Origin of the sequence: Flavobacterium glucosi (assembly GCF_048286535.1) — a bacterium.
In the GTDB taxonomy this organism is placed as follows: Bacteria; Bacteroidota; Bacteroidia; order Flavobacteriales; family Flavobacteriaceae; genus Flavobacterium.
This window is the reverse complement of sequence record NZ_JBLVPK010000005.1, coordinates 307117-318818: the sequence shown is the minus strand read 5'-3', so window position 1 is coordinate 318818 and position 11702 is coordinate 307117. Positions and strand designations below refer to the sequence as shown.

Sequence of the window (11702 nt, the reverse complement as noted above, 5' to 3'; positions counted from 1 at the left end):
TTAAAAAGGAGTTTCAATATTTAACTCTCTACAAAAATCAATTAATGCTTCATCAGTTGCACTCATTTCTTTTTCTAAATCTTTTAATTTTTTTGACACTAGCGGAATATCAACACTATCTTGTTCTTCAAATGTGTTTACATATCTTGGAATATTAAGATTGTATTCGTTATCGTCTATTTCTTGCAAGGTCGCTAAATGACTGTATCTATCAATGACTTTTCTTTCTCTGTAAGTATCAATTATTCTATCAATATCATCTTGACGTAATGTATTTTGAGTGCCACGTTCAAAATGTTCTGCAGCATTAATAAATAAAACTTCGTTTGGATTTTCTCTGCATTTTTTGAATACTAAAATGCAGGTTGGAATTGGCGTGCCATAAAATAAATTAGTAGGCAATCCTATAACTGCATCTAAATAATTACGATCTTCAATTAAATATTTACGAATGTGTTGTTCGGCACCACCACGAAACAAAGCACCGTGTGGCAAAACTAAAGCCATTGTACCATTATCCGCTAAATGGTGTATCATGTGTTGTACAAAAGCAAAATCTGCTTTACTTGCCGGTGCTAATTTACCGTATTGACTAAAACGGTCATCACTAGTAAATAGAGGATTCGCACTCCAATTGGCAGAAAATGGCGGATTGGCAACAATAGCTTCAAACTGCAAACCATTGTGTTGTGGGTGTTCTAATGTATCTTCTTGCTTGATATCGAATTTGCGATAATGCACTCCGTGCAAAATCATGTTCATTCGTGCTAAGTTGTAAGTGGTACGGTTCATTTCTTGTCCGTAATAATCACTCACTTCTTTAACTTCCTTTGCTACACGAAGCAATAACGAACCAGAACCACACGTAGGATCATAAACCGATTTTAACTTGTTTTTTCCAGTGGTAACCAATTTTGCCAATACTATGCTCACTTCTTGTGGCGTGTAAAATTCACCTGCTTTTTTACCTGCGCCACTGGCAAATTGTCCTATTAAATATTCGTAGGCATCACCTAAAATATCAACCTTACTATCTTCTAATTTGAAATCTATTTTATCAAGATGTGATAGTACTTTTGCAATAATTTCGTTTCTTGCTTCGGGAGATTTACCCAGTTTGGTACTGTTCAAATCCATATCCTCGAAGAGATTATCAAAATCATCTTCGCTTTCGGTACCCATTGTGCTTAACTGGATATTGATAAGGATTTTTTGAAGGTCTTCAATAATAAAATTACTTTGTCCTTCTATATCGCTATTACCACGTTTTGCAACTTCGCTAAACAATTCATTTGGTTTTAGGAAATAACCTAAAGTTTCTAATGCTTCTTCACGGATAGCATCGATATACTCCTCACCATTTTTAGTAGTTTCGTTAATGGATTTGTATTTTATACCATCAGATTTTAAAATACTGTTTGCATAAATTTCCATCTTTTCGGCAAGGTATTTATAGAAAATAAAACCCAGTATGTAATCTCGAAATTCGTCCGCATTCATTTTACCACGAAGGGTATTTGCAATATTCCAAAGTTGTTGTTCGAGTTGTTTTTTTTGGTCTTCTGACATTTAAAATGGTTATTATTTTAAAATTGTAAATATATAATTTTAAAGATGTTTCTTTCTATTTCCTTTTTAATATTATTTCCCTTAGGTATCCCTTTATTTTATGTTTTCAGGTTTATACGCTTTATGAAATAGAAAAAGATGGTAAACGACTTAATGAATTACTACTATGCAATTTCCAAGCTTATATTAGTTGGAATATGCACACTTTTTAAATCTTTTATTTTACTTTCTATTATTTTCCTGATGTTGGTATGCAAATTATTGTTTCCTAATTTTTTATAATATAGTTTCTTTTGATTGTTGAATTTGTTTCGGTTTCCGTTTTTTAATATCTCTTCCCAAAAAACAGTATTGAAAAATTTAGTGTCAATATCTATGGAAAAATCGAAAAGTAAAACATTACCCCATTCCTTCAATAATGAAGCTGAAAGCAAATTATAATTATCCTTATTTATGAGATCCTGAAGCGTAAATAATCCTAAACTATGGATAAATTTTGCTTGTTTAGTTTTTACTTCAAATCGAAACATATTTTTGCATTGGTTTGGAAACTGCACACTTTTATCATAGGCTTTGATTTGTTTATAGGCTTCATTACCCGCTATTTTATAATTAAAATGTATTGATGGTCTTCCAAATTGTCGCTTTTCATGGTAGATTAAATTATGAATTAATTCAGATACCGGAATAATTGGATTAATATTTACGCCATATTCCAGATTGATTAAAAAACATTTGCTTAAATCCAGGCTGAAAATATCTTGGATTTTTATAATTGTATAGATACAATTTGAAATATAAAAATCATCGGCATTGTGGAAACCATTATTAAAAAAATAATGAATACTTCCAGTGATTTCCAACCTGTTTTGATATTTTCTAAAGTACAAGTTTTTATAACTTTTGGTTACAAATTCTTTAATTTCGTCATTAAATCGCTTTTCAGATCTACCTTCATACACTAATAAATCATTCTTCCAAATCCTATTTATTAGTGTTTCGTCTGTAATTTTTATTTTGATAAAATCGATCATCAAATAAAAAATTACTTTTTAAAGGGTCGATAGTTATCTTCAAGCATTTTATTAACGTCCTCAATTTTATAAACAATTTTACTATTTATCTGACTGAAAGCAATCAATCCTTGCTCTCTCCAATTGAAAGCCGTTCCGGGACTAATTCTGAATAGTCTTTGAAATTCATCATTATCAATAATAACTTTATCGAAGATTTTCTCTTGTTTTTTATTTATTACTTTGGTCAAATCCTCTAAACGTTGTTCGATGTTTTTTAAACTTTCTTGAAATTGGTTGCTCATCGTTAAACTTTTTTAGGATTAATACAGATTAAGGCTAATTCTATTTCAGCACGTTTGTATCTGATAAGATTTCCTAAACGATACGGATTAAGAATTTTCTTTTTGTTCCAATCAGAAAGTGTAACCAAAGATACTTTGAGTATTGTGGCTGTTTCTTGTCGAGTAAGGTACTCCGGCGGTGTGATGGGTTGGAATTGTAGCACTAAAGATTTAAACTCTGCTCTTACATCGATCAAGATGCTTTCTCTTAATTCGTCGGGAGAAACTCCGAATACTTGTGTCATTTTACTTTGTTCCATTTTTAACTTTTTTATCGTTAATGATGGTACAAAGCTATTGTGAGGTTTGTCGTTTCTTATTGTTGGAGTAACTCCAAAAGATACTCCAGAGGTTACTCCAAGTTATCCAAAAGCTGTTGAATTTTATCTAAATCCCTTTGATAGCCGTTGCTGATGTCTTTTTGTTTTAATTCGAGTTTTTCAATTGAAGTTTTAATATTCTTGTCATTTTTACCTAATAATTGGCTTATTAGTTTGGCTTTTTTAACATTTGACACATTCTCAAAAGTACTTGTATTGAAAATACCTAATTTGTCTAAAAGTATGACTGCTTGATTAACCGATAATTGGTTTGCGTTTTCTGTTTCATCACTTTTTTCAATCTTACTTGTCATTTTAGCCGTATTTGATTTTTTACTCTCTAAAAAGTCAATCATTTTATTGCCCTCAATCATTGCAGCATAACAATAGAAATCTATTTGAATATCTTCCATTAAAGTTCTATCATCTTCGGTTAGCTGATGAAAGTTTACAGACATTGAAATTAACTTCTTAACTTCTTTATTTTCGATAAATGGAAAAGCAAAATTCTCTAAATTATACATGCTAATCCATCTGTCTATAGCATTATTGTCTATGTCAAAATATGGTGTTTTTTTAATTTTATCTTCAACAAAATCTAAATAGGGGTTTATTTTTTCGGATGGTAAAATCAACAAATTTTCAGTGATTTCACTTTTTAAAAACTCTGGAAAATTCTTAATTCCAAAATCATAACATTGTATAAATGTACTTTGGTAAATATCGCTTTCATTGCTTATCTCTTTACAAAAAGCATTTAGATATTGATCCTTGAAAACTTTGTTTAAATTGGTTTCGTTTAATACATTTTGATGCTTGATTCCAGACATATTCATTTGTTTAATTTTGTTGAGTTCAACTATAAATTTGTTCCCAATATGAAATAATTTGAAAGGTAAAAAGCATAGAAGTTTAAATCTTTGATAATGAAATTCTAAAAAATAATCACTCCGGTTTGTTGGCAATACATTTTTAATATTATCTGAATTCAACTTTTGTATTACACTTTTAATTTCAACATTAGTTGTTGTGCTTGAATAATCTCTTTTTGAATAAAAGGTTTCTAAGGTTTGTGTATCGGCATCATCATATAAAATAGCACAATATCTGGATTTATCATTTTCAATATAAAAATCATTCTTAAGCATATTTAATTTTACTTTGGCAGCTTCAATATTAAAATTCAAAAATTTTTCAATTTCTTCATTTTTCCTCTTTGAAACCTCTAAATAAATATCAGAAATTGACTTTTGAAAAAGTGATTTTATGTCATTAATAATTTCATTTTGCTTTACTTGTATGTATTCATGAGTTTGTTCATAATACTTTTTATCCTGATAATGAACTAACACAAAATGTTTTTCATAATCAACTTCTTCTGCATATGGTTGTATAATGAAATCTAAATAATAGTTTTCACCCAAAAGGTTAATGAAATTCGTTACGTTCTGCATATATAAAATTGAAGGCCTAAATATATTAAACTTTTTCTTACTTAACTACTTTCATTTTTTTCTCTTCAATTACTTGCTCGTCGTTTTGCTTATTCCAGTACTCTTTCAGTTTATCCGCTTTTTCAGTACTGGTTATTTTAACGTATTTCAAAAATTGGGTTTCTGTTTGATGTCCGGTAATTGCCATAATGGTAAGATTATCCAATTTACCATATAAATTAGTGGCAAAAGAACGACGGCAAATATGCGATGTAACCAATTCCCATTTTGGATATATTCCGTCTTCTTTTCTTTTGGTTTTCTTATTGATTTTAGAACCTTGAACTTTTTCTTTAAATCCTGCAACTTCACATAAATCTTTTACGTGTTCGTTAAACTTTTGATCTGAAATGGTTCTAGGAAATCCGTTTCTTTTTTCCAAAATTGCTTTTACTTGATTGTGTAATGGAATAGTAACTGTTTGTCCTGTTTTTTGGGTTTCAATTTCAATATATCCATTTTTGATATTGGCATCTTTTAATCTTAAAAAATCAGATATCCTTAACCCTGTACGCAATCCAATAATAAATAGATCTCTTGTATTCTCTAATCGTTCCACTCCTTCAAAATCATGATTAAAAATCTTGTTGATTTCTGTATCATTCAAATAGATACTATCAGCTGTAATTTTAGGTACAAAAAAGTTTGGATGCTCAATATGTGGATGCACCGGTAAGCCTTTCAATTTTGCATCTCTGGCAATCGTTTTTAATGTACCAATGTAATTTCCTATTGTACCTAAATTTATATTTTGTTCTTGGGAAAGGAAATTGACAAATCTGTCATAGAATGTCAAATCTAAGTCTGTGAATTTTAGCTTTGTTTTAAAGCGTTCTTCAAACTCTTCGAGCTTATGTTGTGTTGTTGTATACTTTGTAATAGTTCCTTTGGCAATGACCTTGTTTTTACCTTTAATTATCCTTGTTGGGGCATTTTTAATAAAGGTCTCAATGAATGGAATAAAAAACACCTGGTCTACAGCTGTTTCGTCAATAGGTCTATTGAAAAAATTGGCAATCTTCTTTCTTAGCCAGTGCTTGTCTATAAATTCCCCTTTGGCATTATCGGAATTGAATTCGTCAAAGATAAATTTCTCCAACTCGATTAATTTATTATTAACTTCGTCTTTTGTGGTATCAGCTGCAGTAAGCTTTACTTTTTGTTTAGCTACACTCCATTTTTTAGGCTCTACCTTTAAATCTGTAGTTGCTGTCAGGTCAAATTTTCTGCCATTTTTGAAACGCAAAAGTATGTTAGTTGCGTTTTTTTCGCCTTTAATTAGATAGTTAATTGTCGCCATTGGTACGGGAGTATTAGGTTTTTCAATACCTTAAAGATACAAAATTATCCCCACATAATCCCCACATTGACTATATTTATACATAATTAGCTTGTTTTTACCTTACTACTAAAAATACAAAAACCCTTTATTTACAAGGGTTAACACGTGTTTTGATAAGGTGTGATATGATGCGAAAAAGTAGATTCTAGTTCCTCTTTCTCCGCCAGTAGAAATACAAAACGAAGCAAACCACTCTAAATCTTATGATTTAGAGTGGTTTTTCGTTCATGGTAAATCAAATTATTCATTAAATCTCAAAACTTAGGTGTCTTTTGAGGTGTCACTGAAATTATATTTTTTAAGTGACACCTATCTCAATAGATACCAGTTCAACATTTGTTCAAATACTTTTTCACTATTTGAACATCTTATTTGGAAGTATTACAAAGTTTAAATTTAATAATAACTAAAAGGTCACCAACTATGAACACAGCCGTATCCGTTCTTTTTTATATAAAGAGATCAAAAGTCAATAATGATGGCATCTGCCCTATTTATGTAAGTGTCACAGTGCAATCTAAACGATTTGAATTTAGCAGTAACAAGTTTTTAAATCCTGAGAAATGGTTAAATGAAGGATCTAAAGTTAAGGGTAAAAATGAAGAGACTCGTTCAACAAACAGTCACCTTGAATATTTAAAATCTAAAATTTTAGAAGCTGAAAAAAAATTATACAAAAAGGATATCATTATATCCTCTGAAAATCTAAAGAATGAAATTTTTGATCTCCAAGAGAGCCAAAGATTGCTAATCCCAATCTTTAAGGATCTCAACAATAAAATAAATGGATATGCAAATAAAAGGTGCACATTAAGTTAAGCTACATTTTTGTAATTAATTTGATTGTTAAATTCTTCAATAGTTGCATAATTCAAAGCAGAATGTCTCCTTTTTCTGTTGTACCAAATTTCAATGTATTCAAAGATTTCTAGTTTCATTTGTTCTTTAGAAATCAGTTTGTTTCCATAAATCAATTCAGTATTCAAGGATTTAAAAAAGCTTTCCGCTACTGCATTGTCCCAACAATTTCCTTTGCGGCTCATACTACGGGTTATTTTTCTATAGGAATCAAGAACATTTACAACCTTTTTGCTTGCATATTGAACACCTCTGTCGGAATGAAAAATCAAACCTTCCTCAATATTTCGGTTTTTAACCGCCATTTTCCAAGCTCCAAGGGTAGTTTCTTCTGTACTCATTCCGTCACTCAAACTCCAACCGATAATTTTTCTGTCGTATAAATCCATAATAGTGGTCAGATATACAAACCCCTCTTTAGTTTGGATATATGTAATGTCCGAAACCCAAACTTTTGAAGGCATTTTTACAATAAACTCTCTGTATAATACATTTTCGACAACTAAATAATTATGATTTGAGTTGGTTGTAACTTTGAACTTCTTGCTTAATTTGCTTCGCAAGCCAAGTTCTTTCATATATTTTGCAAACTTTATAACCTAAATACTGTAATTCCAATGTTATTCTAGGACTTCCATATCTTTGCTTGGGTGCAAAATAAATCAATGTTATCTGTTCTTTTATGGTAATTTTTAGTTGTTGTCTTGCTGTGATTACTTGTTTTTTCCATCGGTAATAACTTCCGCTGCTCACTTGTAGAACTTTGCACATTTTTTCAATCGGGAATAGTTGTTCATTGCTTTTTATGAAACTATAAATCATCGACCGCTCTTGGAAAAAATGCCGATTACTTTTTTTAATATATCACGTTCTAACTCGGCATCTTTGAGTCTTTTCTCCAGTTCGTGGATTTTTTCTTGCTCGGGAGTGAGTTTTAAATTTCCTTTCCCAGAAAAACTTCCTTCTCCAAATTCCTCAAACTCTTTACGCCATTTATACAACTGTGGTGCTGTGACTCCCAACTCTCTGGCGAGTTATGATACATTTGTTCTATCATAACTTAATTGAACGGCTTTTTCTTTAAAAGCTTTGTCATAAATTTTGCGGACTTGTTTCATAGGCTAAAATTAAGATTAATTCTTAACTTAATGTGATGGCTAAGTTAGCATGTCCAGGGTATCAAAACCCAATTGATACTACTGGTAGTAACCAAATCTCAAACTCAGATCCTGATAATCGGAAAATAATGACTACAAATAACATTTCCGAAGTGACTTATACCCGTTATGCAAAGTGTACTTCAAAAAAAAATAAAAACATCCTAGAATGTAAATTGACAAAATTTAAAGTTTGTTTTGTACTTTTAAAACATACTCATTAACAAAAAATTTAAATTACAATAATGAATTATCACTTTAGAAAAGCAGAACTATCTGAAATAGCTCCAATATGGAAAATTTTACAACAAGCTATCCTACGAAGAAAAGAAGACGGCAGTACCCAATGGCAAGACGGTTATCCAAATCCAGATGTTGTACAAAAAGATATTGAAAAAGGAGAAGGATTTGTTTTGGTTGATGGAGAAACTATCATCGGTTATAGTGCGGTACTAATCAATGACGAACCGGCCTATGAAACTATTGAAGGAAAGTGGCTCACGAATGGTGATTTTGTAGTACTGCACCGTGTAGCCATTTCTGAAAAATATTTGGGTAAAGGCTTGGCTAAAATGATACTCAAATACATAGAAGAATTTGCGGTAAGCAATAACATCTACAGCGTAAAAGCGGATACTAATTTTGATAATATCGCCATGATGAAAATTTTTGAAAATTCAGGTTATATGTACTGTGGCGAAGTATATTTTAGAGGAAGCCCACGAAAAGCATACGAGAAAGTTATAGCTAAAAAAGACTAATTGAAATTACGAAAAACTTAGGGTTACAATTAAAAAAACACAAATTCGCAGATAAAAACAATTAGCAACTGTTTCTATACTATGCGAATTTGCGATTTTTTTTGAAAATAACTTATCTTATACTACGGCTTCTTCTTCTGGAGCAGTTTCAAATTCCATGTGATCCACTATTTCTGCTATTGCTTCCGGTTTAGAACCTTTGAGCGCATTGAATCGTTCTAATTGTTCCAGTTCCCCTTCTTCCCCACTGAAATAAGGAAAAACATCCATAATAGGAGATTCCGAAATTGCAGGTATGGTGTAATCACCCATCGTGCCTTTCATTACACTGGTGGTGTTATCATACGCCTCTTTGACATCGTTAGCTTGCACTAATAAATACATATTAGTCTTGCGCTCTTTACCGCTTTCTTCATCATACGCCAATAATGAAACTTTGGATCGAAACCAACGATCCGCATTTTCAAAAGGATGAATCTCAGCATAATTAGCCACTTTTATATTCGTGATTTTAAATTCTTCACTGATATACGCCGACATTTCTTCATTGATTCTGCTTTCGGCTTCCGTGTAGGATAACGCATCTACCAAGTACGGTTCTGTCGTAATCTTTTGTCCGCCAGTTTCATCCGTTTTTCTATATTTTACTTTGCATTCGTACCAAGTTGTGCTCATTTCTTTTTTTTTTAGGATTTCAAAGATAGATTTAAAAGAAAAAAAAAAACACTATTCCTAAAATAGATATTCACAATTTCAGAAGAAGATTAGTGTTGGTATAAACTTTATTTTTGTTTAATTTATTATGTTAAAATTATGTTAAACAAAAACTAAACAGTTGTTTAAGTTAAACACTTGTTTAGTTTTGTTTTTGAAAAAATTAAATTCCATTGAAAAGTAATTTCAACGACAAACAAATTCAAATTCTCGAGGTTGCAGAAACACTTTTTGCAGAAAAAGGATTTGACGGTACTTCCATTCGAAACATAGCAAAAGTGGCAAAAATCAACATTGCTATGGTTTCCTACTACTTTGGTTCCAAAGAGCGATTACTGGAATCGCTTATAGTTTACAGAACTTCGGATCTTAAAAACCAATTAGAGAATTTATTGCAGGAAGATCTGGAACCTATTGACAAAATCAATAAACTGATTGAACTGTATATCAATAGAATCAATAGCAACCGAGGTATTTATAGAATTCTACACTTCGAATTTACGTCTAAAAAGCGAGAACAAAATCTTCAGGCTTTTTCTGAATTAAAAAAAGGAAATTTAAGATACCTTGAAACTATTATCGAAGAAGGTCAAAGAAAAGGCATTTTCCGAAAAGACGTTATTATTCCGCTTATCACACCCACCATTCTGGGTACTTTTTTTCATTTTCACATGAATAAACCTTTCTTCGAGAATTTATTAAACTTGAAAACCGAAGATTTATACAACAATTACATCAAAACCAATTTGACAAAGCACATTCAACAAACTATAAAAGCACTTCTGATATATGAAAGTTAGTCAATTCATGCTCTTTGGGATTTTCTATATTGGAATTTCATCCGCAGCAGCACAAGAAAAAACAAGTTTAACATTGAACGAAGCCATTAATTTGGCTTGGACCAAGAGCAATGAAGTTACGCTGGCCAATACAAAAGTGAAAACTAAAAAGTACGAGCTGCAATCCACAAAAAACAATCAATATCCTGATTTGAAACTTTCAGGTCAATACCAAAGATTGGCAAATGCATCCGTAGATTTTAAAATAAATCAAAATAATTCCGGTTCACAAGAACCGCTTCCTATAGTAAATCAATTGATGATTGGACAGTTGAGCGCGAGTGTTCCTGTATTTTCTGGTTTTAAAATCCAAAACAGCATCAAAGTTTATAAGAATCTTTACGAAGCTGAAATGGCAACAGCATCACAAACAAAAGAAGAGATCGCTTTGCGCGTAATTGACTATTATGCCGGTTTGTACAAAGCACAAAAAACAATTGAATTGCTGAAAGAGAATCAAAAAAGTGCTCAACAACGTGTAGATGATTTTATCGAATTAGAAAAAAATGGAATTATTCCTAAAAATGACCTTTTGAAATCTCAATTACAAGCCTCAAAAATTCAATTGTCATTAGATGAGACGAATAATAATTTAAAAATTATCAACTTTTATTTGGTTACGCTTTTAAAATTAAATCCAGATACCAAACTGGAGATTCGCGAAAGTGATTTTACTGATTTTCAAATGACAAATGTCCCAACGAATGAGTTGCCGGCATTAGAAAATCGGAAAGATTTAGAAGCTATTCGATTTCAGGGAAAAGCAAGCGAAGCCAATATCAAAATAGCAAAAGGATCGTATTATCCTGCAATTGCAATCATTGGTGGTTATACTACATTAGACTTAAGTAATGTGATCAACGTACAAAATGCAATGAATGTGGGTGTGGGTATTTCCTATGATTTAAGTGCCATTCTTAAAAATGGAACACTGGTAAAACTAGCTGAAAATAAATTCCTTGAAGTGCAAAACTCGGAAGCCATACTGACGGATTATATTAAAGTTCAGGTTCAAAAAGCAATTGAAGATTACGATTTAGCTTTGAAACAAAATGTAGTTTACGGACAAGCAGTAGAACAATCATCGGAAAATTACCGAATCATAAAAGATAAATATGACAACGGACTTTCGGATACGAATGATTTACTCGAAGCTGATGTGGAGCAACTAAGTTCAAAAATCAATAAAGCATTGGCGCAAGCAAATACCATTCAAAAATACTACGAATTACTATCGGTAACTGGTCAATTATCTCAATCATTCAATCTAGCGCAAAAATAATCATACCTAC

At 31.3% G+C, this 11702-nt stretch carries 14 protein-coding genes; 4 read left to right on the top strand and 10 right to left on the bottom strand.

Annotation, left to right across the window (positions count from 1 at the left end; translation table 11 throughout):
* The 6 genes from ACNQGD_RS11585 to ACNQGD_RS11560 all read right to left on the bottom strand — a co-directional run bounded on the left by ACNQGD_RS11585 (position 1) and on the right by ACNQGD_RS11560 (position 6039).
* Positions 1-1569 (bottom strand): type I restriction-modification system subunit M, encoded by a 1569-nt coding sequence (locus tag ACNQGD_RS11585; RefSeq protein ID WP_417999378.1) that lies wholly within the window; start codon positions 1567-1569, stop codon positions 1-3.
* A gap of 164 nt (positions 1570-1733) precedes the next feature.
* Positions 1734-2603 (bottom strand): hypothetical protein, encoded by an 870-nt coding sequence (locus tag ACNQGD_RS11580; protein ID WP_417999377.1) that lies wholly within the window; start codon positions 2601-2603, stop codon positions 1734-1736.
* Positions 2604-2614: 11 nt separating this feature from the next.
* Positions 2615-2887: a helix-turn-helix domain-containing protein gene (locus ACNQGD_RS11575; protein WP_417999376.1), complete on the bottom strand. Its 273-nt coding sequence runs from the start codon at positions 2885-2887 to the stop codon at positions 2615-2617.
* A gap of 2 nt (positions 2888-2889) precedes the next feature.
* The gene (locus tag ACNQGD_RS11570; RefSeq protein ID WP_417999375.1) at positions 2890-3186 is read right to left on the bottom strand and encodes a helix-turn-helix domain-containing protein; all 297 of its coding nucleotides are present in this window, start codon (positions 3184-3186) and stop codon (positions 2890-2892) included.
* 92 nt (positions 3187-3278) lie between these two features.
* The gene (locus tag ACNQGD_RS11565) at positions 3279-4670 is read right to left on the bottom strand and encodes a hypothetical protein (protein ID WP_417999374.1); all 1392 of its coding nucleotides are present in this window, start codon (positions 4668-4670) and stop codon (positions 3279-3281) included.
* 67 nt (positions 4671-4737) lie between these two features.
* Positions 4738-6039: a site-specific integrase gene (locus ACNQGD_RS11560; protein ID WP_417999373.1), complete on the bottom strand. Its 1302-nt coding sequence runs from the start codon at positions 6037-6039 to the stop codon at positions 4738-4740.
* A 465-nt stretch (positions 6040-6504) separates the two neighbouring features.
* On the opposite strand from ACNQGD_RS11560, the gene ACNQGD_RS11555 reads away from it, so the two are divergent.
* Positions 6505-6900 carry an Arm DNA-binding domain-containing protein gene (locus tag ACNQGD_RS11555; protein ID WP_417999372.1) on the top strand — a complete coding sequence of 132 codons (396 nt, stop codon included), beginning with the start codon at positions 6505-6507 and terminating at the stop codon, positions 6898-6900.
* Here the strand turns inward: ACNQGD_RS11555 and ACNQGD_RS11550 are convergent.
* Genes ACNQGD_RS11550 through ACNQGD_RS11540 form a run of 3 tightly spaced genes read right to left on the bottom strand, consistent with a single transcriptional unit; the run spans position 6897 to position 7961 of the window.
* Complete coding sequence (locus ACNQGD_RS11550) at positions 6897-7517, bottom strand: IS3 family transposase (protein WP_417999371.1); 621 nt, start codon at positions 7515-7517, stop codon at positions 6897-6899. The two genes, ACNQGD_RS11555 and ACNQGD_RS11550, sit on opposite strands and share 4 nt — an antisense overlap.
* Positions 7450-7710, bottom strand: coding sequence for a hypothetical protein (locus ACNQGD_RS11545; protein ID WP_417999370.1), 261 nt, complete (start codon positions 7708-7710; stop codon positions 7450-7452). Before ACNQGD_RS11545 ends, ACNQGD_RS11550 begins: the two co-directional genes overlap by 68 nt.
* Before the next feature lie 47 nt (positions 7711-7757).
* Positions 7758-7961, bottom strand: coding sequence for a transposase (locus ACNQGD_RS11540; protein WP_417999369.1), 204 nt, complete (start codon positions 7959-7961; stop codon positions 7758-7760).
* A gap of 380 nt (positions 7962-8341) precedes the next feature.
* Between ACNQGD_RS11540 and ACNQGD_RS11535 the strand changes: the two genes are divergently transcribed.
* Entirely contained in the window at positions 8342-8857 is a 516-nt protein-coding gene (locus ACNQGD_RS11535) for a GNAT family N-acetyltransferase (protein ID WP_417999368.1), read from the top strand.
* A gap of 117 nt (positions 8858-8974) precedes the next feature.
* Here the strand turns inward: ACNQGD_RS11535 and ACNQGD_RS11530 are convergent, their stop codons facing one another.
* Positions 8975-9532, bottom strand: a complete 558-nt coding sequence (locus tag ACNQGD_RS11530; RefSeq protein ID WP_417997116.1) for a DUF4494 domain-containing protein — start codon at positions 9530-9532, stop codon at positions 8975-8977.
* Positions 9533-9744: 212 nt separating this feature from the next.
* Between ACNQGD_RS11530 and ACNQGD_RS11525 the strand changes: the two genes are divergently transcribed.
* On the top strand, positions 9745-10371 hold the full coding sequence (locus ACNQGD_RS11525) for a TetR/AcrR family transcriptional regulator (RefSeq protein WP_417999367.1): 627 nt from the start codon (positions 9745-9747) through the stop codon (positions 10369-10371).
* A complete protein-coding gene (locus ACNQGD_RS11520; protein WP_417999366.1) occupies positions 10361-11692 on the top strand; it encodes a TolC family protein in 1332 nt (443 codons plus the stop codon). Before ACNQGD_RS11525 ends, ACNQGD_RS11520 begins: the two co-directional genes overlap by 11 nt.
* Positions 11693-11702: the final 10 nt, after the last annotated feature.

Excerpts from the sequence above, each read along its gene's own strand:
- ACNQGD_RS11585 (WP_417999378.1), bottom strand. The coding sequence starts at position 1,569 with ATGTCAGAAGACCAAAAAAAACAACTCGAACAACAACTTTGGAATATT.
- ACNQGD_RS11580 (WP_417999377.1), bottom strand. The coding sequence starts at position 2,603 with ATGATCGATTTTATCAAAATAAAAATTACAGACGAAACACTAATAAAT.
- ACNQGD_RS11575 (WP_417999376.1), bottom strand. The coding sequence starts at position 2,887 with ATGAGCAACCAATTTCAAGAAAGTTTAAAAAACATCGAACAACGTTTA.
- ACNQGD_RS11570 (WP_417999375.1), bottom strand. The coding sequence starts at position 3,186 with ATGGAACAAAGTAAAATGACACAAGTATTCGGAGTTTCTCCCGACGAA.
- ACNQGD_RS11560 (WP_417999373.1), bottom strand. The coding sequence starts at position 6,039 with ATGGCGACAATTAACTATCTAATTAAAGGCGAAAAAAACGCAACTAAC.
- ACNQGD_RS11555 (WP_417999372.1), top strand. The coding sequence starts at position 6,505 with ATGAACACAGCCGTATCCGTTCTTTTTTATATAAAGAGATCAAAAGTC.
- ACNQGD_RS11550 (WP_417999371.1), bottom strand. The coding sequence starts at position 7,517 with ATGAAAGAACTTGGCTTGCGAAGCAAATTAAGCAAGAAGTTCAAAGTT.
- ACNQGD_RS11545 (WP_417999370.1), bottom strand. The coding sequence starts at position 7,710 with ATGTGCAAAGTTCTACAAGTGAGCAGCGGAAGTTATTACCGATGGAAA.
- ACNQGD_RS11535 (WP_417999368.1), top strand. The coding sequence starts at position 8,342 with ATGAATTATCACTTTAGAAAAGCAGAACTATCTGAAATAGCTCCAATA.
- ACNQGD_RS11530 (WP_417997116.1), bottom strand. The coding sequence starts at position 9,532 with ATGAGCACAACTTGGTACGAATGCAAAGTAAAATATAGAAAAACGGAT.
- ACNQGD_RS11520 (WP_417999366.1), top strand. The coding sequence starts at position 10,361 with ATGAAAGTTAGTCAATTCATGCTCTTTGGGATTTTCTATATTGGAATT.